The 21,880-nt window shown below is 60.5% G+C and carries 19 protein-coding genes; 8 read left to right on the top strand and 11 right to left on the bottom strand.

What is annotated here, in order from left to right; genetic code table 11:
• Window positions 1-61 precede the first annotated feature (61 nt).
• From EN925_RS01760 to EN925_RS01745, 4 genes are all read right to left on the bottom strand, one after another.
• A complete protein-coding gene (locus tag EN925_RS01760) occupies window positions 62-1,012 on the bottom strand; it encodes an ABC transporter permease (protein WP_127366272.1) in 951 nt (316 codons plus the stop codon).
• A 78-nt stretch (window positions 1,013-1,090) separates the two neighbouring features.
• Window positions 1,091-2,761, bottom strand: coding sequence for a peptide ABC transporter substrate-binding protein (locus EN925_RS01755; protein ID WP_127366277.1), 1,671 nt, complete (start codon window positions 2,759-2,761; stop codon window positions 1,091-1,093).
• A gap of 23 nt (window positions 2,762-2,784) precedes the next feature.
• A complete protein-coding gene (locus tag EN925_RS01750; RefSeq protein WP_127368143.1) occupies window positions 2,785-4,449 on the bottom strand; it encodes an ABC transporter ATP-binding protein in 1,665 nt (554 codons plus the stop codon).
• An 896-nt stretch (window positions 4,450-5,345) separates the two neighbouring features.
• Entirely contained in the window at window positions 5,346-6,110 is a 765-nt protein-coding gene (locus tag EN925_RS01745) for a LysR family transcriptional regulator (RefSeq protein ID WP_245460883.1), read from the bottom strand.
• Between the two features lie 73 nt (window positions 6,111-6,183).
• Here EN925_RS01745 and EN925_RS01740 point away from each other — a divergent pair, with 73 nt between their 5' ends.
• The 7 genes from EN925_RS01740 to EN925_RS01710 all read left to right on the top strand — a co-directional run bounded on the left by EN925_RS01740 (window position 6,184) and on the right by EN925_RS01710 (window position 13,288).
• Window positions 6,184-7,236, top strand: a complete 1,053-nt coding sequence (locus tag EN925_RS01740) for a four-carbon acid sugar kinase family protein (protein ID WP_127368138.1) — start codon at window positions 6,184-6,186, stop codon at window positions 7,234-7,236.
• Window positions 7,233-8,225: a 4-hydroxythreonine-4-phosphate dehydrogenase PdxA gene (gene pdxA, locus EN925_RS01735; protein WP_127368139.1), complete on the top strand. Its 993-nt coding sequence runs from the start codon at window positions 7,233-7,235 to the stop codon at window positions 8,223-8,225. The genes EN925_RS01740 and pdxA overlap by 4 nt, the downstream gene beginning before the upstream one ends.
• Window positions 8,226-8,242: 17 nt before the next feature.
• On the top strand, window positions 8,243-9,307 hold the full coding sequence (locus tag EN925_RS41590; protein ID WP_127368140.1) for a cupin domain-containing protein: 1,065 nt from the start codon (window positions 8,243-8,245) through the stop codon (window positions 9,305-9,307).
• A gap of 178 nt (window positions 9,308-9,485) precedes the next feature.
• Complete coding sequence (locus EN925_RS01725; protein ID WP_206519146.1) at window positions 9,486-10,037, top strand: hypothetical protein; 552 nt, start codon at window positions 9,486-9,488, stop codon at window positions 10,035-10,037.
• Window positions 10,038-10,328: 291 nt separating this feature from the next.
• The gene (locus EN925_RS01720; RefSeq protein WP_064994332.1) at window positions 10,329-11,654 is read left to right on the top strand and encodes an FAD-binding oxidoreductase; all 1,326 of its coding nucleotides are present in this window, start codon (window positions 10,329-10,331) and stop codon (window positions 11,652-11,654) included.
• Between the two features lie 73 nt (window positions 11,655-11,727).
• Window positions 11,728-12,801, top strand: coding sequence for a tartrate dehydrogenase (locus EN925_RS01715; protein ID WP_127366096.1), 1,074 nt, complete (start codon window positions 11,728-11,730; stop codon window positions 12,799-12,801).
• Between the two features lie 10 nt (window positions 12,802-12,811).
• Window positions 12,812-13,288 carry an Lrp/AsnC family transcriptional regulator gene (locus EN925_RS01710; protein WP_064994330.1) on the top strand — a complete coding sequence of 159 codons (477 nt, stop codon included), beginning with the start codon at window positions 12,812-12,814 and terminating at the stop codon, window positions 13,286-13,288.
• A gap of 183 nt (window positions 13,289-13,471) precedes the next feature.
• On the opposite strand, the gene EN925_RS01705 is transcribed toward EN925_RS01710, so the two are convergent.
• Together EN925_RS01705 and EN925_RS01700 are read right to left on the bottom strand one after the other, a co-directional pair.
• Window positions 13,472-14,848, bottom strand: coding sequence for an aspartate aminotransferase family protein (locus tag EN925_RS01705; RefSeq protein WP_127366095.1), 1,377 nt, complete (start codon window positions 14,846-14,848; stop codon window positions 13,472-13,474).
• A 13-nt stretch (window positions 14,849-14,861) separates the two neighbouring features.
• A complete protein-coding gene (locus EN925_RS01700) occupies window positions 14,862-15,701 on the bottom strand; it encodes a GNAT family N-acetyltransferase (protein ID WP_128336294.1) in 840 nt (279 codons plus the stop codon).
• Window positions 15,702-16,024: 323 nt separating this feature from the next.
• Here EN925_RS01700 and EN925_RS01690 point away from each other — a divergent pair, with 323 nt between their 5' ends.
• On the top strand, window positions 16,025-16,714 hold the full coding sequence (locus tag EN925_RS01690; RefSeq protein ID WP_064994327.1) for a haloacid dehalogenase type II: 690 nt from the start codon (window positions 16,025-16,027) through the stop codon (window positions 16,712-16,714).
• A gap of 149 nt (window positions 16,715-16,863) precedes the next feature.
• Here the strand turns inward: EN925_RS01690 and EN925_RS01685 are convergent, their stop codons facing one another.
• The 5 genes from EN925_RS01685 to argE all read right to left on the bottom strand — a co-directional run.
• A complete protein-coding gene (locus EN925_RS01685; protein ID WP_127368536.1) occupies window positions 16,864-18,339 on the bottom strand; it encodes an NAD-dependent succinate-semialdehyde dehydrogenase in 1,476 nt (491 codons plus the stop codon).
• 20 nt (window positions 18,340-18,359) lie between these two features.
• Window positions 18,360-19,403: a tartrate dehydrogenase gene (locus tag EN925_RS01680; protein ID WP_127368535.1), complete on the bottom strand. Its 1,044-nt coding sequence runs from the start codon at window positions 19,401-19,403 to the stop codon at window positions 18,360-18,362.
• 226 nt (window positions 19,404-19,629) lie between these two features.
• On the bottom strand, window positions 19,630-19,986 hold the full coding sequence (locus tag EN925_RS01675) for a cupin domain-containing protein (RefSeq protein WP_064994324.1): 357 nt from the start codon (window positions 19,984-19,986) through the stop codon (window positions 19,630-19,632).
• A gap of 15 nt (window positions 19,987-20,001) precedes the next feature.
• The gene (locus EN925_RS01670; protein ID WP_064994323.1) at window positions 20,002-20,925 is read right to left on the bottom strand and encodes a glyoxylate/hydroxypyruvate reductase A; all 924 of its coding nucleotides are present in this window, start codon (window positions 20,923-20,925) and stop codon (window positions 20,002-20,004) included.
• 16 nt (window positions 20,926-20,941) lie between these two features.
• On the bottom strand, window positions 20,942-21,880 hold a 939-nt coding region (gene argE, locus EN925_RS01665), incomplete at its 5' end, for an acetylornithine deacetylase (RefSeq protein ID WP_245487199.1).

Raw genomic sequence — 21,880 nt, 5'->3', positions numbered from 1 at the left:
GCATTTGTCTTCGCCGTGAGGGCGGTCATATCGGCTGTCTCCTGTCGGGAAAGTTGCGCGCTCAAGCCAGACGAATGCGCGGGTCGACAATAGCGACGACAATGTCGGCGATCAGGTTTCCGAGCAGAACGAGGATAGCCGAGAACATCAGCAGCCCCATAACAACCGGATAGTCGCTGTAACCAAGGCTATCGAGGAACAAACGTCCCATTCCTGGCCAGGTAAATACAGTTTCGGTCACCAGCGCACCGGTCAGGACGCTGGGAAGCTGCATCCCCGCCAGGGTAATCATCGGCAAAAGGGCGTTGCCGACGACATGCTTCATCAAAATCCGGCGTTCACTCAACCCCTTGGCCCGAGCCGTCTTGACGAAGTCCTGGCTGATGGCGTCGAGAGTAGCCGTCCGCATGTAGCGGCTCCAGATAGCGACATGGACCAGCGACAGCACGATACTTGGCAAGATCAAATGATGGAGATAGCCCAGGATCGAACTATCGCCGATCTCGGACATATTGCCCGCGGGCAGCCAGCCTAACTTCAAGGTAAAAATGTAGATGCCGACGAGGCCGAACCAGAAGGTAGGTACCGACAATGCAACCATGGCACCGACAGTTGCGAGATAGTCGAATAACGAGTAGCGGCGCGTGGCGCCCCGAATTCCAATCCAGGCGCCAAGAGAGATCGCAATCGCGGTTGAGGATCCCATCAGCAGCAGCGTCGCCAAGAGATGGCTGCCAATGATCTGCAATACCGGCGCTCCGTCGCGGAAGGAGTGACCCCAGTCGCCCTGCACCAGCCGCCAAGCCCAGTCCAGATATTGGATCCATATGGGTCGATCGAGGCCCAGCAGCCCCTTGAGGCGCTCGATATCCTGCTGGGTCATTCCGGGATCGAGTCCGAATTGCGCCAGCGGGCCGCCGGGAAGGAGGTTCAGAATCCCGAAGCCGATGATCGAAACGATCACAAGCAGTATCAGGCTCTGCGAAAGGCGATTGAGCAGGAAGCCGCGCATTCGAGTCCTCCGTTGTGGGTTGGCGACTTAGTCTGTTGCCGCCGCCGCAGTGCAATCCGGCGGCGGCAATAGGATGGATCAGGCCTTCCAGCGCCAGTCTGCGGCATGCCACGACGCGGTGCGCGTGTTGGCATTGGGCTTGAAACCGTCCAACCCTGCCTTGCGTCCGAGCACGTTTGTGATCGCTAACAGCGGCAGGAAGGGCAGATCATGGCGCACCACTTCCTGTACGTGATTATAGATCCCGCGCCGCTCTTCCTGATCGAAGCTGCGAGCACCCTTTTCAAGCAAGGCATCGACTTCGGGGTTGGAATATTGTCCGGTGTTCGAACCGTGTCCGCCTTGAGCGGCGATTGCCTTCGTATGGAGGCGGTTTGTGGCGTCGGGGTCCGCGGCAATCAAATAGGTGACGCCCACCATGGCGGTATCGAACTGCGACTTCAGCCAGAATTCGCCCCACATGACTGCAGCCGGCAAGTTCGAGATCGTCATCTCGACGCCGATCTCGGCAAACGTCTGCTGCAAGAACTGCTGCGTCTGCTCGCGCAGGTTGTTGCCTGATGTTGTCGAATTCGCAAAGGACAGTCGCACTCCATCCTTGGCGCGGATTCCATCTGGGCCTGGCGCCCAGCCGGCCTCATCCAGAATCTGGCGCGCACGGTCCAGATTGAATTCCTGCGCGGGCAGGTTCGGATTGTAGTAATAGGACTCCTTCGGCATGAACGTCTCGGTGGGAGTGCCCACGCCGTAGTAAATCGTGTCGACGATCGCTTTCCTGTCCATGGCGGCGTAGAGCGCCTGGCGCACTGCCAGATCCTTGAACTGCGGGCGCCCCAGATTGAGGTATATCGACTCCACGGATGCGCCGGTCTCCAGTGTCACCACGCGGTCTGGCAATTCGCGGGCTTCAGCATAATGGTCGGCCGTAATGTACGATTGATCGACCAGGTCGACGTCACCGCTCTTGAACTGCGTATAGAGCACCGTCATATCGGGAATGTATTTGAAGATGAGCTGCTCGATATACGGACCCTCGCCGGTATACTCCGGGTTGGCGACGAGCTCGATATGGTCGCCCGCTACCCGCTGGCTCCACTTGAACGCGCCGGTGCCGATCGGCGCCTGGTTGAAAGCCGCTGTATTCGGATCGACATCTTTCCCCAGAATGTGCTTGGGCACCATGAAGGTTTCGGCCAGGAACGACAGATAGGGCGCAAAAGCCTCCTTCATCCGCCAAGTGATCTCGGTGGGCGAAACCACCGTGATGTCCTGTACGAGCGAATGGCCGCTTGTACGCCAGGCGCGAAACTTCGGGTTCGTGATGAGCTCCAGGGTGAATTTCACGTCCTCGGCCGTGAAGGGCTCACCGTCGTGCCAGCGGACATTGTCACGCAACCGGATGCGCCAGTTGAGGCCGTCCTCCGAAATGCCGCCGTTTTTCTGGCTTGGCACCTCGGCTGCGAGATTCGGCTGGAGGACGCCTTCAGCATCCATCCTGACCAACGCATCGAAAACCGAGAAATGGACCGCGTCATCGACTTCGATATGCGCCATCAACGGATTGAAGACCGTTGGCTCTTGTGAAAGACCGACGACGACGCGACCGGCCGGACCCGCGGCAGGGGTCTTGGCGAAAGCCGACTTGCCCAGCAGATTGGGCGCGATCAAGCCTGCAGCTCCACCTAGCGCCATCAGTCGCAGCGCCTGGCGCCTCGAATAGTTGGATGTAGTCGTTGAATTTTTGGTCATCGTAGTTCCTCTCTTGTTATTTTTCATGCGTTTGCTGCAATTGGACGGGCATTGCCCGGCCTCTCTCCTGGAATTGCCGCCACGAGTTGGCGCGTGTAGGCCGCTTGCGGGTTCAGGAATATCTGCGAGGGCGGTCCGCGCTCGACGATCCGGCCTTTCTGCATCACAGCGATTTCGTCGCAGATCTGGCTGGCGACACGCAAATCGTGCGTGATGAAGACCATCGACACGCCGGTCTCTCGCTGGATCTGGTCCAGAAGCTGCAGGATCTGCGCCTGGATCGACACGTCGAGCGCGGAGACCGCCTCGTCAGCAATCAACAGCTTCGGCTTGAACATCAAAGCCCGAGCGATCCCGATTCGCTGGCGTTGCCCACCAGAAAACTCGTGCGGATAGCGGTCGAAGGCGCCGGCATCGAGACCGACATGGGCCAGAAGCGTACGCGCTTCTTCGCGCGCCTGGGCAAAAGGCGTCCCGTGTGCCACCGGGCCTACCGTGATGATGTGGCCGACCGTTGAGCGTGGGTTCAGGGACGCAAAGGGATCCTGAAAGATCATCTGGATCCGTGGTCTGAGCGGGCGGAACTTCGCTTCGGAAAGCTTGGCTATATCGGACCCCTCGAACAAAATCTCGCCGCCGTCGCTGTCCAGCAATTTGATGAGAAGCCGGCCCAGCGAGGATTTTCCTGAACCGCTCTCGCCTACGACCCCAAGCGTTCGGCCTGGCGCCAGTTCGAACGAAACCTCGTTCACCGCTTTCACTATCCGCTGGGCGCCAAACAGCGCGCCGCCGCCACGATAGGTTTTAACCAGACCCTCGACCTTCAGGATCGGCTGCTTGCTGTCGGACTCCGCACGAGAGCGATCTTCACCGGTCAGATGCGGTACGGCCGCGATCAGGCGTTGGGTATAAGCATGCTTGGGCGACTTCAGCACCTGCTCGGCGCTGCCCTGTTCGACGATGTGCCCCTTTTCCATCACCACGACGCTGTCGGCGATCTCCGCCACCACGCCGAAATCGTGGGTGATAAACATTACGCTCATCCCCTTGCGGCGCTGAATGTCGCGGATCAGCTCCAGGATCTGTGCCTGGGTGGTCACGTCGAGCGCAGTGGTTGGCTCATCGGCGATCAGCACCGTCGGCTCGAGCGCCAGGGCCATGGCAATCATGACGCGCTGCCGCTGCCCGCCCGAAAGCCGGAAAGGGTACTGGTGATACATGAGTTCGGGATCTGGGAGGCCCACTTCGGTGAGCAACTCGATGGCGCGGTCGCGGCAGGTTTTTGGCGTACCGTATCCATGCGCGGCCATGACCTCGTCAATCTGTGCGCCCACGGTCATCAAGGGATTGAGCGCCGAGAGCGGATCCTGGAAGATCATCGACACGACCCGCCCACGCAGGTTGCGCAGCTTGTCGGGCGACATGCCGATGATGTTCATCCCCTCCAACTGTATTGAACCCGATGAGACGCGGATCACCTTGGGCAGGAGCCCCATGATCGCGTTCGCCGTGACCGACTTGCCTGATCCGGACTCGCCTATGATGCAGAGGATCTGGCCGCGTTTCAGATCGAAGGAAATGTTCTCGACCGCATAGGTTCGTTCCATGCCTTTCGGCAAATTCACCGTGAGGTCGCGCACCGAAAGCGCCACATCGTGAGCGGCTACAGCCTGGATGCTTGCGACCATCTGGATCACCTCCCATTCCATCGAAGCGGATCCACCCTGTTGCCGACCGCAACATCGCCCCTTGAGCAGCAACGCGTCACCGTAGCAGCCGTAGCCTTGCCATTTAGGCGCTTCGCGCTCTGAGGCTGCGAGAGACGGATTCTACTCATCCTGGCGGCTCCCTTATGTAGTCCGATCCCCGTACCGGACATTGTTCCCTTTTCCTGGAGAACGCTCCAAACGGGCAACTCTGCCTGTCGGAGGTCCTCTGGAGCTTGCCTGCCGTAAGGAAGGGTGCCCCGTTCTTGCAGCCAGTTTGACTGTTCTTTTTCCGCAGAGTCTTCGAAATTTGGCCCTCCGGCGGCAGGAACTTCTGAAAAGAACGCCCCAGTTGGCATTTCACTCTGTTTGGCCTGATGATGATAGCGCAAGCCCCTCAATCTGCGCGGCATGGCCGAGAGTCTAATGTCCAAGGCGAGCACGGCATTTTGGGCGGCCTATCAAAGACTCGACTGAGAAGAGCTTCCGCGAGGCATTGCCCCAGGAAATTTGAAGGATCCGCCGCGGCGGAAGTTTCCTCATTTGAAGTAGACTGGCGCCCGCCCAGGCATTGACAGTGCGTAGGTAATAACCGGCGTCCGGTGCACGAAGCTCATAGGATGCATACAAAAGCAGTGTGGAACCAAGCACGGCAAAGAGGGCCGCTTATCGAGGTCTCTACCCTGCCCATCAGTGCTGCTTTTTCGAGGCCGGGGTCGGGCCCGCTCAACTGGGCGAAGCTCCCAGAGCGCTCCTTTCAAAGGCGATTTGGTCCCAGGCGGCTGAACTGCGCATGAAGCCACTCTGCGAGTTCAAACTCCATACCTTCCAGTTCACTCGAGCCCAACCATATCAACCCATATTGACTGCCGTCAGGGTCAGCCAGCAGGGGCCGCCAGGCTTCCTCGTTCCACGTCGTCAATCGCAAGTACGAGCGGACTGAGGGCTACGCCAAGGCCTGCAGACGCAGCCTCGACGATCAGCGCGTGATTGTCGAAGTACCGGATTTCTGTGGGTCGACGCGCCGACGGATGGGTCTTCAGCCATTGCGCCCACGCGTCAGGTCGGGTCTTCGACCCGAGAGCGAGATAGTCGCCATGCTCGAACTCTGCCACAAGTTCCGGCCTCATGACAGGCCCAACCTTTTCGGAAAAAAGGGGCCGGACGTTCCACGTCTCAGGCACAGCGAAGTCCAGCCGTCGAATAGCGAGATCGACCTGTTTCTTACGAAAGTCCACCAGCCCTCCACCTACCGAGAGGTGGAGGGCCATGTTCGGATGCGCCACTTGAAGCGCCCCCAGCCGCGGAATGAGCCAACGCATGGCAACTGAAGGCTCGCAGGAGAGCACCAGGGCACTCTTCCCGGCATTGGCAGCACGCAGGCTTTGAACTGTGGCGGCCAACTCACCGAAGAACCTGCCGAGGGTGAGGTTGAGTGTCTCGCCGGCAGGGGTGAGCCGCAGCCCTCGCCCATTCTTCTCAAACAACCTGACCCTGATGTCATCGGCGAGTTTGGTGATACGGCGACTGACGGCGCCGTGCGTGAGCGCAAGCGAGTCTGCTGCAAGCCGGACCGAGCCCAGCCGCGCTGTTGCTTCGAACGCTCTCAGGTCGTCGAGCGAGGGTATGTCTGAGCGATCCATCAGTGATAATCTATCACCGATTTCGTCAGAAACTATCGCTATTCATCCTTAGTGAGGTTTTGTTAGTTGATGCATGCGCACCAATCATCAACCCAGTATAGCGGTCCTCGCCGATGACCTCACCAGCGCGGCAGATGGTGCAGCACCTTTCGTCGCCCGTGGCTTGACTGAATCAATCGGCAGAGGCCAGCTTCCGCACCAAGCGGAAGCGGCAGCGATAATTGCAGTCGATAGCGGTTCGCGGTCTGCTACTGCGTCGCAAGCGTTCGAGGCGGTCGCTCGATTGACCGCCCGACTTGCCAGCCGTACCGTGCTCTATAAAACGGTGGACTCCACACTTCGCGGTCACATAACGGCGGAGCTTGAAGCATGCTTTGCGGCGAGCGGCCGCAAAGCACTGGTGTTTGCGCCGGCATTCCCCCAGGCCGGACGTACGACAGTGAGGGGCATTCAGTTCGTTGACGGCATCCCGGTCTCGGAAGGTGCTTATGGCCATAACCCAATGCATCCCGCGCGGCATTCCGCGCTAGTCGACCTGGTGCCGAACTGCATCAAGAATGTCACGCTGCTTGATGCGGTAACCCAAGAACAACTCGATTCGCAGATTGCTTCCATCGAGGATCCAGCGTCGATCCTTTGGGTTGGTTCTCCTGGAATGGCTGCAGCGCTATCGCGGCGTTTTGTGCCGGCGAAGACTCTACCGCCATTGCTCGATGGCATCAGTAGCGATGTTTTGGTCGTCATTGGGAGCGCAAATCTGCGCAGTCAGCGGCAGGCAGGTCAACTCCAGAAGGTCCGCGGCGTCATGCTGCTGCGCGGACCAAGGACGCGCGAGTGGGACTCGGCAGCAGTGCTGCGCCGTATCGCACAAGACGCAGCGCGAGAGCTTCAAAGCCCACGCTTCGGCGCTTTGATCGCCACCGGCGGCGACACGATGGAAGCGATCCTGGACCTTCTCAAGGTCCGTGAGTTTGATATCCTGCAAGAACTCGATCCCGGATTCCCGCTTGGTCTCGCCAGGCTTGGCGATGGGCGCTCGCTCTTGCTCGCTATGAAGGCCGGTGGCTTTGGCAGTGACGATGCGGTGACGCGCGCCGTCGCGCGGATACGTGGAGCCACCCAATGAAGAACATTCTCCCACTTGCTCTCACGATGGGCGACGCCTCCGGCATTGGGCCGGAGATCGTGGCGAAGGTGCTTGCGAAAGGCGGCGAACGCGTCGTCGTGTTCGGTAGCTATGTTGTCATGCAAGACACCGTGCGGCGGCTCGGGCTGAACGTCGAGGTGCGACGCATCAACGCTGCCAATGCGGCCCAATTCGAGCCACGCCGAATTGAAGTCATCGAAACCTCGCGGATTACCGAGCCTCCTCCAATCGGCCGTATCAGCACGATCTCCGGGCAGGCGGCCTTCGACGCCATCGTTGCGGCGATAGCCGCAGCGAAGTCCGGAGATGTGAGCGGCATCGTTACGGCGCCGATCAATAAAGAGGCGATGGCCAGCGCGGGAATCCGCTACCCCGGCCATACCGAAATTCTGGCCGACTACGCCGGCGCCAAGCGCGTGGCGATGATGCTTGCCAACGATGACATCTGCACGGTGCTCGTCACCATCCACACGTCGCTGAGCAAGGCGATCGAACAGGGCGATTTCGACGCTCAGCTATCCGCCATCCGGCTTGCCCATGAGGGTGGAAAAGCTCTCGGCTTCGCGACCCCGCGTGTCGCCGTAGCGGGTCTCAATCCGCACGCAGGTGAAGGTGGCCTCTTCGGGGACGAGGAAATCCGGATCATACGACCGGCAATCGACGCGGCCCGAGCCGAGGGCATCGATGCCACTGGCCCTTATCCTGGCGACACTGTCTTCATGCAAGCTCGTCAAGGTCGATTCGATGTTGTGGTGGCACAATACCACGATCAGGGTCTGATCCCTGTGAAGTATCTCGGGTTGGAAAAAGGCGTGAACATCACGCTTGGCCTGCCGTTCGTCCGCACCAGCCCAGATCACGGCACGGCGTTCGACATCGCGGGCCGTGGAATTGCAGACCACGCCAGCTTGGAAACAGCACTTGCCTACGCCAAGCGCCTCGTGGCGGCACAAACCAAGACGAACTAGAGAAAGGAACCACACCAATGGGGTTACGCTTCATCTTCATGCTCACGCGCAACGACCGAACGGTTTCGGACGCGGCCCAGCAACTTCAAACCGCGCTCAGTCTCGGCGTGCGGCACATCGGGTTCAAGGATATCGGCTTGCCGATCGAGCAGCTGAAAGACCTCAATGCGGCCATCAGGACGGGCGGTGCAACCTCCTACCTGGAAGTCGTGTCACTGGACCGCGAAAGCGAAATTGCTTCGGCAAAGGCAGCTGCCGAAATCGGCGTCGATGTTCTTCTTGGTGGCACGCGGGTAGACGACGTGCTGCCGATCATCAAGGACACCGGCATCCAGTACTTCCCGTTTCCGGGTCGGATCGCCGGTCATCCGAGCGTGCTTGAAGGCGCCATCGACGAAATTGTCGAAAGTGCCAAAGCGATTGCAGGGCACGATGGAGTGCATGGCCTGGACCTGCTGGCATACCGATCGGCGGAGAACGTCCCCGAGTTGATGAAGGCCGTCTGCGCTGCAGTCGCCAAGCCTGTCTATGTTGCGGGTTCGATCGACACCCCAGAACGAATTGCAGTCGTCCAAGGCGCCGGCGCAGCTGGGTTTACGATTGGGACCGCAGCTTTGGATGGCAGATACCCGGCCAATGGGAATGACCTACCAAGCCAACTCACCGCAATCATTCGCGATGTGGCTGCCCTGAACAAGCACCTTTCGCCAATTCACAAGAAGAATTTGTCAATTGAGTTTGCCGGGCTGCGCGCGCCTTGGAAGCCTAAAGTCGAGGGGCGTGTCAACGCCATGCAATTCAAGGTCGCCATGTTCAATGGCGCCTCCAATTGGTCATTTCGACAGCACGACGATCAGCTGTTCTTCGTTCACCGGGGACGCCTGCTCATGCAATTTCGTGACCGTGAAGAAATTATCGAACCCGGAGAGTTCATCGTCGTCCCATATGGCGTTGAGCACAGTGCGGTGGCCTTGGGCGAGGAAGGATGTGAAGTGTTGGTGGCAACGTCAACCGCCCTACCCTGCTACCCACCCCCGGTAACTGATCTCGCTCATTCTGATCGATCCCAGTTGACTGCTTAGCAGGACGGTACCGACTGCTAGGTTTTCAGACGCGCATGAGCAATCATGACCGTGGCTATTGTGCTGCATCGCGCCGACGGCGCACCCGTTGCAACCCCTTTCCGCAGGACAGCGTCCGGCTCGGATGATCCCTTTGTGGGCATCGCGAAATCGCCTGGGAAGGGCCGGACTCGATATCGTGGGCCGAACCAGCTTTGTTGGCGAGCTCGAAGTCGCAAGCTTCCCCCACATCGAAACCATCGTCGTGGTGGAAGGAGAGCTGATCCTGACGGTGGTCGGCGCGGCCCCGCTGGTGCTCGGTTCGCAAGCGGGTGCTGTCATCGGATGCGGCACCACGCTTCGCATCCAGACTGAATCAGGCGTGCGGTTTTCGTTCTGCGCGGCCGCTTGCGACAAACCGACGAAGCCCGGCCTTGTCCAGTTGCGCGCCGACGCCGACTTCAAGCCGTCTGCTTCGCTACCGGCCGAGGCTTTGCTTGGCCCGGCCCCGCAATGCCGCAGCGACAACGTCTTCTCCAGCGACGGCGCGGATTACCGTGCGGGCACGTGGGATTCGACCCCATACCACCGGGTTGTTCGCCCGCATCGCCACAACGAGTTCATGCATCTGCTAGCCGCGAGTGTACGATTCGCCGCGCCCGATGGCAGCGTGCTGTCGGCGGGCACCGAGATGCGCTTTTCGTGCCCCAGGGCGCATCGATCGGATGGGAAAGTAAAAATCGCGTGGTGAAGTTTTTCGTCGTCCAAGCCGTCCAGGCCTGACGTAGAGCGAGATCCATCATGTCCCCTGGCAAGGTCGCTGAGTTTTAGGCCGCACCCGCAATCGACGCTCCTCCACACGAGATGGCTTTAGGCTTCAGCTACCTTCCCTCTGAGAGGTGGGCGCCAGCGAGCTTTTCACGCAACAATTGCATGTCCTAAGGGCCGCTAACGGCAGGATATTCCGTCCAGGCACACAACTCCGCAGCCTGTCTATTCTCGGCGCGGGCTAGAATGCTTCAAAGTTACCGGAGTTCCGCAGATGCCCGCGCCGCTCATGCACATCGAGTGCAGCCCTTCCCTCCCCCGCGAGGCAGACGTCGTCGTCATCGGCGGCGGCGTGGTGGGCGTGTTCACGGCGTATTATCTCGCGCGCCGCGGCGTCAGCGTCGCCCTGGTAGAGAAAGGACGCGTGGCCGCCGAGCAGTCAAGCCGAAACTGGGGCTGGTGCCGCCAGCAGAACCGCGATGCGCGCGAGTTGCCTATGGCAACCAAGAGCCTCGATCTCTGGGAGAAGGTGGCACAGGAGACTGGCGGGGATACTGGATTTCGCCGCTGCGGGCTTCTGTATCTCTCACAGGACGAAAATGAGCTGGCGGGCTGGGCAAGGTGGCGCGATTTTGCGAAAACGGTCGGAGTCACCACGCACGTGCTGAGCGCAGAGGAAGCCACCGAGAAGGGCAAGACGACCGGACGCAAATGGAAGGGCGGGGTTTTCTCACCGACTGACGGAACGGCGGATCCCTCCACGGCAGTGCCGGTTGCCGCGCGTGGCATCATGGCGGCGGGCGGTACCTTGCATCAGCATTGCGCAGCGCGTGGACTGGAGTTGAGCGCCGGCAAGGTCAGCGGGGTCGTGACGGAAGCGGGAACCATCCGTACGAAGATCGCGGTCATGGCCGGAGGCGCGTGGGCTTCTTCCTTCTGCAACCAGCTTGGCATGCGCTTCCCGCAAGCTGCCGTGCGTCAGTCCATTCTAGCCGTAGCGCCAGGCGCAATCGGCCTGCCCGATGCCCTGCATACCACGAGCGTCTCGCTGACGCGGCGCAGCAACGGTGGATACGCGCTGGCGATCAGCGGACGAGCTCGCGTCGACCCAACGCCGCAGCAGTTCAGGTTCAGCCGCGAGTTTCTACCGATGTTCGCCCGCCGCTGGCGCAATCTCGCCCCGGGGGCCTTCGAGGGCTGGCGTCAAGGACATGAAAGCCTGCGCAAATGGGGCCTTGACGACATTACGCCGATGGAACGGAACCGGATTCTCGACCCGAAGCCCGACATGGGACAAATTCAGCTGACATATCGAAGAGCCTGCGAATTGATCCCCGAACTCCAACGCGTGGCGATCTCCGATGTCTGGGCGGGTTATATCGACAGTACACCCGACGGCATTCCCGCGATCGGCGAAGTGGAGGGGATTCCGGGCTTTATCCTGGCGGCGGGATTCAGTGGTCACGGGTTCGGGATTGGCCCCGGCGCGGGGCATATGATCGCCGACATCATCACAGGCAGCGAGCCTGTTGTCGATCCGCGTCCGTATAGGCCCGAACGCCTGAAGACCGCTGCATGGGGCAAGGTCGCTGAATTCTGAGAAGATGGCTTGCCAACGTACTATCGATCGCACACGAGATTGATGCCGCGACTGCTCAAACAGGGAAGTGACGATGCGCGAATACGAGATTGCCGCCATTCCTGCCGACGGGATCGGCCCAGAGGTGATCGCCGCCGGTCTACAGGCGCTTGAGGCGCTGCAGCAGCGCTGCGGCGACTTCAAGCTACGCGTCCAGCACTTCGACTGGGGATCGGACTACTACAGGGCCAATGGCCGGATGATGCCTGAAGATGGAGTGGCGCAACTGAAGCGCTTCGATGCCATCTTCTTCGGTGCTGTCGGCGCTCCCGATGTGCCCGACGACATCTCGCTCTGGGGTCTCCGGCTGCCGATCTGCCAAGGCTTTGATCAATATGCGAACGTGCGGCCGACCAGGATTTTGCCCGGCATCGTTTCGCCGCTGGCGGGCGTTGGGCCCGGCGATCTGGATTGGGTGATCGTGAGGGAGAATTCGGAGGGCGAGTATTCCGGCCACGGCGGCCGCGCCCACCGCGGTCTCCCCGAGGAGGTCGGAACCGAAGTCGCGATCTTCACGCGCGTCGGCGTCGCCCGCATCATGCGCTATGCATTCCGGCTGGCGCGGTCACGGCCGCGAAAGCTCCTGACTGTTGTCACGAAATCCAACGCGCAGCGTCACGGCATGGTAATGTGGGATGAAATCGCAGCCGAGGTGGCGCAAGAGTTCCCTGACGTCGCGTGGGACAAGATGCTGGTTGATGCTATGACGGTGCGCATGACACTCAAACCTCGCAGCCTCGACACGATCGTCGCCACCAATCTTCACGCCGACATTTTGTCGGACCTTGCAGGCGCGCTGGCGGGCAGTCTCGGCGTTGCACCAACCGCCAACATTGATCCCGAGCGGCGCTATCCCTCGATGTTCGAGCCAATTCACGGCTCCGCCTTCGACATCGCCGGCAAGGGTATCGCCAACCCCGTCGCCACCTTCTGGACCGCTGCCCAGATGCTCGAACATCTGGGCGAAAGCGCAGCCTCCGTCCGGTTGATGAGCGCTGTGGAAACAGTGACGAGTGAAGGCGTGCTGACGCCGGACGTTGGTGGGACAGCGACCACGCAGGACGTGACGGACGCCGTCTGCCGGACGATCCGCGGTTCGAACGTGTGACAGGTTTGCGATGAAACTCGACAAGATCGACATCAAGATCTTATCCCAACTGCAAAAGAACGGGCGGGTCACCAACGTCGAGCTTGCCGACCTGGTCAACCTTTCGCCGAGCCCTTGCCTGATGCGGGTGAAGAAGCTTCAGGCGGAAGGCTTCATTACCGGCTATTCCGCCCAGATCGACGTGTCCAAGCTCGGACAGACTCTAACGATCTTCACCGAGGTTACGCTCAAGCACCATCAACAAAACGACTTCGCGAGATTTCTCACCGCCATTCAGAAAGTCGATTCCGTTATCGAATGCCATCTGATTTCGGGCGGATACGATTACCTTGTGAAGTTCGTGACGGCGGGCATCAGCGAGTATCAGACTATCATGGAGCGCATGCTCGAATTGGATATCGGGATCGACAAATATTTCAGCTTCGTCGTGTTGAAGTCACCGATCGTGAAATCCCACTTGCCTCTCGACGTCATTTTCGACAGATGAAAAGGCCACCCCTGCAGTCTGGGACTGGAAAGCGGGCGCCATCGTTCGCTTCCGCTGCCCGTGTGCTACGGCGGAAGTCCGCCTAACTGCAACTTTCTTGGCACTTGACGGAATGCGGCAAGACCTGAGGATTTCCTTCAGGCCCCGCTCGCATGGATCGGGTGGCTTCACCCATGACGACGATCATCCCTTCATCGCTTCCCGCACATCCTTGTCTTCGAGGGTTTGATCCAGCGTCATCCTGGTGCGTTCGAGGATTCCATCGATGTCGTCGTCCGTGCAGCAGAGCGGTGGCGCGAAACCGAGTATGCCGCTGTTGAAGGCGCGAATGACAAGGCCGTTCCCCCACGCCCGGTCGAAGATGCGGCGCCCCGGATCGGCCGCCGCCGGCAGCGGTGTTTTGCGCTCCTTGTCCGTGACCAGCTCGATCGCAGCCAGCATGCCGCGACCGCGAATATCGCCAACCAGCGGGTGGTCTGCGAGCGAGCGGAGGCCCCTCATCAGTCGCTTCCCGGCCTTCCGACCGTTCTCGAGCAAGCCCTCTTCATAGAGACGCAGGCATTCCAGCCCGACCGCTGCGCTCACCGGATGGGCTGAGTAGGTATAGCCGTGGCCGACAGCCGCTTTGCCGGCTCCGTCCGCGATCGTATTGTAGACATGGTCGGTCATGAAGACGGCGCCCATCGGCACGTAGCCCGACGTCAGTCCTTTCGCTGTGGTCATCAGATCCGGCACGACCTCGTCCTCCTCACAGGCGAAAAGGGGACCGGTGCGGCCAAAAGCGGTGATGACCTCGTCGGCAACGAACAAGATGTCGTGTTCCTTGCATACGGCATGCAGGGCCTTTAGCCAGCCTGCCGGCGGAACCAGGACACCGCCCGAACCCTGGATAGGTTCAGCGTAGAAGGCCGCGATGCGATCGGCGCCGAGCTCAGCGATTTTGGCCCGCAGCGCCGCGACCGATGCATCGATAATCGCCTGCGGGTTGGAACCGACCGGATTGCGATAGGCGTAGTGCGAGGGAATCTTGTGCTGCCAGTCATAAGGAACGCCGAAGCCCGCATGGAAAGCCGGCAGCGCGGTCAGACCTGCGCCAACCGTAGAGGATCCATGGTAGCCATGCCCGACCGAGATAAATTGGTCTTTTCGCGGCGTCCCCTTGGCGTGATAAAAATAGCGAATGAAACGGATGGTGCTGTCTATCGCGTCGGACCCGCCCAGCGTGAAATAGACATGGTTCAGATCGCCAGGCGCCAATTCGGCAAGCCGGGCGGCGAGACGAATGGCCGGCTCAGACCCCAGCCCGAAATATCCCGTCGCATAAGGAAGCTCTCTTAGCTGCTTGGCCGCTGCCTCGACGACGCTTTCCTGCCCGTATCCGATGTTTACACACCAGAGACCCGCGAACCCGTCCAGCAAGGTTTTCCCGCTTGCCTCGGTCACTGTAGCGCCCTTGGCGGATTTGAGCACGCGCACACCCGTCTCTTCGTGGCTCCGATAGCATGAAAACGGGTGAACCAGGTGCGCACGGTCGAGTTCGATCAGGGAGTTTGCAAGCATTTCTTCCTCCGGTTCAGCCTAGCGCCTGACTAACGAGCGCATAAGTTTGGTGTGACCTGATTTCGACTTTCGGCTCGTCTGCGATTCGTCGCATCGTTACGCCACCGCCGACGTGGGCCAGGCCGCGACGGATGAGCCACTCGCCGAGAGCCGTGGATTCGTTGGTGTCGATGCGGACAAACTCGCCCGCACTGTCGGCCAGCAGGAAGTCGATCAGGCATCTCGCTTCGTGCAGCGTCCTCGCCACCACCGGCCCAATGACCAGCCCTCGACCAAAACGACGAATTGCGGCAAACGCCTGGACATCGCCTGCATCGCGAATGACGGCGAACTTCGCCCGCTCGCACAACGAGTTCATGAGTGCCGACCGGTCGTGACCAAACGCGGCGCAATCCAGAGCGACAAGGCGCGCCTGGTCGCCGTCCTCGCCCCATGACACATGTGCCGGTGCATCTGCAGACGGCGCCAGGCCCTGGTGCTGCACGATCTTGCCGGTCGCGACAAATCCCAGCTTCTCGTAGAGTGGGAGCCCTTCCTGCGTAGCCACCAAATAGCAAGTGCGCTCGCCTGCCTTGGTAAGCGCCTCCTCCATCAGCTTGCGCCCGAGCCCGCGACCGCGCATTGCGGCATCGACGATGACCATGTTGACGTTGGCGGCATCGTCGCCATAGGGCGTCATCAGAATCGTCCCCACCACGCGTCCTTCCTCCTGGACAACGAGACCTTGGCTGAGCGACTGCATCAGCTCCCAGTCTTCACGACGGTGCGGCCATCCAACATGACGTGACAATTCGACAGCATCGTTCAAATGCTCGGTTGTCATCGTTTTGAACGTGACTCGCCCTGGGGTCATGGGTCGTTTCCCGGCCTGAATTCTTCAATGCAAAGTTAGGCTGCGGCCGACAGCAGTTCCTCCCGACGCGTACCGGTGAGCTAGGTGTTTTGACTTTCCTTTGCCGCCGGCGCCGCATCTTATGCCGACGAGCCGGCGGGCGAGGGAAGCGCCTGGCAAGCTCGGAACCACGTCGTGCGCAACTCTCTGCCAAAGCCCTGCCACGATACAAAACAATCTGCTTCAAGCGGCAGAGAATGCGGCGACTAGTCCTTTTCGCTGCTCGTTATGATCCTTGTCGTTAAAGGCACGCGGTGCCGCCAGGATTGGAAGGATAGACGCCAATGACCCGTTTCAGACCGAAATACATCACCTTCGATTGCTACGGTACGCTGACCAACTTCGACATGGCCGGCGCGGCAAGACGAGTTTACGGTGCGGAACTCTCCCCAGCCGTAATGACGCAGTTCATCAAGGATTTCTCGGCCTATCGCCTCGATGAGGTTCTTGGCGCTTGGAAGCCCTATAGCGAGGTCGTGCACAATTCCGTGGAGCGCGCCTGCAAGCGCAACAATGTGACGTTCCGGCCTGAGGATGCCCAGCGCATTTATTCGGAAATACCGACATGGGGTCCGCACCCGGATGTCCCGGCGGGACTGGCCAAGGTCGCCAAGGAAATCCCACTGGTGATCCTGTCGAATTCCATGAAGAGCCTGATCATGTCGAACGTTGAGAAGCTCGGCGTACCCTTCCACATGGTCATCACGGCCGAGGAGACCGGCACCTACAAGCCGCATATGAAGGGCTTCGAGTACATGTTCGACAAGCTCGGCTGCGGCCCGGAAGACATTACGCATGTGTCGTCCTCATTCCGCTACGATCTCATGACCGCCTATGATCTTGGCATCAAGAGCAAGGTCTGGGTGAATCGCGGCCACGAACCCGCGAACCCATACTACGAGTACAGTGAAATCAAGGATATCGGCGGGCTGGCCGGCGCCGTCGGGCTGGAGCCCGTTCGCGAATTCGCCTGAGCGTCTGTTGCTGGTGCAGTCGCGCCAGTGTGAGGCACTCCCACCACGTTAATGAGCACTGGTCGCAATACAGAGAAAGGGGCGGTTTTCACCGCCCCTTTCTTGTTGTTCCACGCTTTGGAAGGTGTTTCCACCTGCTTGCAACAGAACTAGTTAAGCCCGCCAACATGAAGCGTCTTGACCTCGAGATATTCCTCGATGCCGAGCTGCGATCCTTCGCGCCCCACCCCTGACTGCTTGACACCGCCGAAAGGCGCTACTTCGGTCGAGATCATGCCCGTGTTGAGCCCAACCATACCGAACTCCAGGGCCTCGGCAACACGCCATGACCGCTTGAGATTTTCGGTGTAGAAGTAGGCGGCAAGGCCGAAGGGCGTACCGTTCGCGATCGCAATGGCCTCGTCCTCCGTTTCGAAGCGAAAAAGCGGCGCCACCGGGCCGAACGTCTCTTCCGATGCCAGCAGCATCTCGGTAGTAGCCTCTCCCAGCACGATGGGCCGTGCATATTGCTTGCCGTCCGGCACCGTCTCGCTCTGGGCGATGATCCGCGCGCCTTTCGCCTGTGCATCCGCGATGTGACGCTCGATCTTGTCGATGGCGGCCGCATTGATCATCGGGCCAATCTCCGTTCCGTCGTCGGTCCCCGCGCCAACCTTCATTCGGTTGACGCGCTGGCTCAGCTTTTCTGCGAAAGCATCGTAAACGCCCGCCTGCACGAGAATCCGGTTCGCACAGACGCAGGTTTGACCGCCATTGCGGAACTTGGATGCGATCACCCCCTCGACTGCATTGCCCAGATCGGCGTCATCAAAGACGATAAAGGGCGCGTTGCCGCCGAGCTCGAGGCTGAGCCGCTTGATGCTATCGGCCGCGCCACGCATGAGCAGCGCTCCGACGCGGGTCGAGCCGGTGAACGAGATCTTGCGCACCGTCTCGTTGGCCATCAGTTCGTTGCCGATTTCAATGGGCATGCCGGTCACAATGTTGATCACGCCGGCAGGAATACCCGCCCGTTCCGCCAGTACGCCGAGCGCCAGCGCCGAAAATGGCGTGAATTCCGACGGCTTGATGACAACCGTGCAACCCGCGGCCAGCGCCGGCGCCACCTTGCGCGTAATCATCGCGTTAGGGAAATTCCATGGCGTGATGATTGCGCAGACGCCAACGGCCTCCTTCAGCACCAGAATGCGGCGATCGGGCGTGGGAGACGGAATGGTCGAGCCACCGATCCGGCGTGCTTCTTCGGCGAACCATTTCACGAAGGAGGCGCCATAGCGGATTTCACCGCGTGCTTCTGCCAGAGGCTTGCCCTGTTCCAGCGTCAGCAGCAACGCCAGGTCGTCTTCATTTTCCAGTATCAGGCTGTGCCAGCGCTCCAGAAGCGCTCCGCGTTCGGCATGGGTCCTGGCCTTCCAGTCCTTGAACGCCGCCTGCGCTGCATCTATTGCAGCCCTTGTCTCATCCCGGCCCATGTCGGGCACGGTTCCAAGCACTTCCAGACTGGCCGGATCGATCACATCGACAGTCGCGTTGCTGTGCGCATGCTGCCAGACATCGCCAATGAGGCCACGCTGGCGAAACAGGTCCGCATCCTTCAGGAAACCAATCTTCGTTATTGCGTTCATGGTTCTTTTCCTCTGCTCTTTCAGCTTAATCCTGCCAGCACGGCCTGCGTGATTGCTTCAGTCGTGTCCTTGCCTGCAATCGTGCCTATCCCGCGTGCGGTTGCGGACTCGATCGCCGACATCACTTCGGCCGCGGCCTGCCCCTCGCCCAGATGCCCGAGCATCATCGCACCGGACCAGATCGCGGCGATCGGATTGGCGATGCCGAGATGCGCGATGTCAGGCGCCGAACCGTGGACCGGCTCGAACATCGAAGGCGCGCTGCGATCGGGATTGATATTGGCGGAGGCGGCGTAACCCAGCCCGCCCTGAATGGCCGCTCCAATATCCGTGAGGATGTCGCCAAAAAGATTCGAGGCGACGATCACGTCGAGGCTTTCAGGCGCCAGGACCATGCGGGCGGCAATGGCGTCGACGTGGTAGTGCGAGACCTCCACATCGGCATAGTCTTTCGCCACCTCACGCGTGACCTCATCCCAAAAAACCATGGAATGTTTCTGCGCGTTGGATTTGGTGACGGATGCGAGCTTCTTGCGGCGCGTCCGCGCCTGTTCGAAACCGAAACGGAGGATTCTTTCGACACCCTCACGTGTGAAGATTGCCGTCTCGATCGCGACCTCATTGGCCGTTCCGGAATGAATGCGCCCACCAGCGCCGCAGTATTCGCCTTCCGTGTTCTCCCGGATGCACAGTATATCGAAACCATCACGGCGAAGAGGTCCCTGAACGCCTGGCAACAGCCTGTGCGGCCGTATGTTGGCATACTGCGTGAACCCTTTGCGGATCGGCAGGAGCAGTCCGTGAAGCGATACGGAGTCGGCCACCTTTGCTGGCCATCCCACAGCGCCGAGGTAGATTGCATCGAACTTCCGCAGCATCTCGACGCCGTCAGGGGGCATCATCGCACCGGTTTCCAGATAGTAGGCGCACGACCATGGGAACCTTGTATCCTCAAGGGCGAAGCCGCCTCGCTTTGCTGCAGCCTGCAGCACCTCCCATCCAGCCTCGGTCACCTCCTTGCCGATGCCGTCGCCTGGGATGTGCGCTATCGTGTAAGCCTTCATTGATATCCTCCTGGAGACCGATGGGTACCGAAGGTCGCAGCTTGCTCAACACGGCAGCGACATGCGGCGTCTCGCACCTGGTTTTGGAACAGTAGTCGACAGCGCGCCGTATTTTCCGCCGAGGATGAGCCGCCCGACGGCGTCGAATCGCGTCGGGCGGGACTTGGAGAGTGGATTGTTCTGGAACCGGCGCGCGCGCTATTCGGCCAGACCTTGAGCGTTGAGCTCAGTCATAGACGCTGACGTAGATCTTGCGCACGGTTTCGATCGTGCGCCAGACGCCGACAAAGCCGGGCTTCATCACAAAACTGTCGCCGCTGCGGTAAGTCTTGGTCTCACCGCCCGTCTCCTCGATCTCGACGAGGCCCGAAACGATGTGGCAGAACTCGCAGGTCGTGCCCTTGATAGAATGCGTCTCGCCAGGCGTCGCCTCCCAGACGCCGGTCAGAACCTTCTCGCCTTTCGAAGCATCCTGCGCCCAAGTCTTGAAGGATGGATTGCCGGAGATGAGCCGCTCTGGAGCCGGCAATGCCTGCTTCGGCGCGAAGGCTGGATCTGTGTCGATCGTGATCAGAAGTGACATTTTATGTTTTCCTGGTTAGTAGCCGCGTGTCCGATCGACGAGGCCGATCAGTTCTTCTCCGGCGCGGTGGCGCCGGATGTTGTCCACGACGGATTGCGCCGCGGAATCTGCTTGCGTTACGGAAGCGATGTGCGGCGTGATCGCCACCTTCGGGTGCCGCCAGAGCGGATGGCCGTCCGGCAGTGGCTCGGGATCGGTGACATCGAGCATTGCGGCGGTGAGGTGCCCGCTATCGAGAGCCTGGACAAGGGCGGTTTGGTCTAGCTGCGGCCCGCGGCCGACATGCAACAATCTCGCCCCAGCCGGCAGGAGGGAAAAGAGTTCCGCATCGAGGATGCCACGCGTTTCTTTCGTCAGCGGCAGCAGGCAGACGAGAATATCCGTGCGCGCGAGGAAACCGGCAAGCTGGTCCGCGCCATAAAAGCAGGTCACCCCTTCGATCTCCTTCCTGCTTCGGCTCCAGGCGGCAAGGGGAAAGCGAAACGGCAGCAATCGCTCGATAGCTGCCTGCGCCAGCATGCCGAGGCCAAGAAACCCAACCCGGCGTTCGGTCGCTTGCGGAGCGGCAAGACCCCGCCACGCCTGGCGCTTCTGCTGTTCACGATACGCCACCATATCCCGGTGGAGGCTCAGCACGCCAAGAACGACATATTCCTGCATCATGCGAATGATGCCGTCCTCGACCATGCGCACCAGCTTCACCTGCCGAGGCAGGCTTTCACGGTTGAACTGATCGACGCCGGCGCCGAGCGAAAACAGCAATTCGAGATTGCGATAGCGCGCGAGATCATCTGGCGCCGTCCAGGTCAGGAGGTAGCGCACCTCCTCCGGGTCGAAACATTCGCTGCTGTGGAACAATTCGACGTCCGGTAGTTCGCGTGCGAAAGCCTTGCGGAAGACCGCTGCGCGCACCGGGTCGGAATTGAAAAGAAAAGCCATGAACCGCCCTTTCCTGCTATCCGGCAAGGCGCGTGGCGAGACGCTCGATCATGCTCTGGCAGGCAGCAAGTTCGCCGGTCTCGATATATTCATTGGCACGGTGAGCCCGGATGATGTCGCCGGGGCCGCAGATGATCGCGTCGATGCCGGCCTGCTGATAAAGGCCAGCTTCCGTTCCGTAGCTCACCGCAGACAGGGGCTGACGCCCCGTCAACTCGGCCAGAAGGGCCGCCAAACCACTCTCCTGCGGGAGCGAAAGCCCCGGATACGCACTCAGCTCATGCCAAGCCACTTCAAAGCCGCTGTCGCGTAGAGCCGTCAGTTGGGTCTTTACCGGCTCGAGCAGGGATCTCGGCGAAACACCTGGCACGGCACGGACCTCGATATCGGCGGTGCAGCGATCGGGGATGATGTTGACGGATTGGCCGCCGGCGATGACACCAACCTGCAATGACGAGTATGGAGGCGCGAAATCCGTGTCGAATGGCCCGATCGCAAGGGTCTGGCCATAGGCCACGATCTGCGTGACGAGACCAGCCATTGCATGCACGGCATTCAGTCCCAGCTCGGGCCGTGAAGAATGGCCGGACCGTCCGATCACTTCGAGCCGCACGGCCGCCTTGCCTTTGTGTGCCCGCACGGCTTCCATCCGGCTCGGCTCACCGATAATCGCGCCAAGCGGCTTCTCGCACAGGCTTGGCAGCGCGGCGATGAGATGCGGCACGCCACGGGCACCTGCCTCCTCGTCATAGGAGAATGCGAGATGAATTGGCCGTGGCAAGTTCATCGCCGCGAGCCGCGGCACCGCGGCCAGCACGCAGGCGAGAAACCCCTTCATGTCGGAGGTGCCCCGACCGTGAAGCCTGGCGCCGTCTTGGCGCAGGACAAACGGATCCGAGTGCCATTCCCGTTCACCGGCCGGCACGACATCCATGTGGCCCGACAAGATGTAGCC

Origin of the sequence: Mesorhizobium sp. M7A.F.Ca.US.006.04.2.1 (genome assembly GCF_004022915.1) — a bacterium.
GTDB classification, from domain to species: domain Bacteria; phylum Pseudomonadota; class Alphaproteobacteria; order Rhizobiales; family Rhizobiaceae; genus Mesorhizobium; species Mesorhizobium ciceri.
The sequence above is the reverse complement of the archived record's forward strand: the minus strand, read 5'-3'. Positions and strand labels throughout refer to the sequence as shown.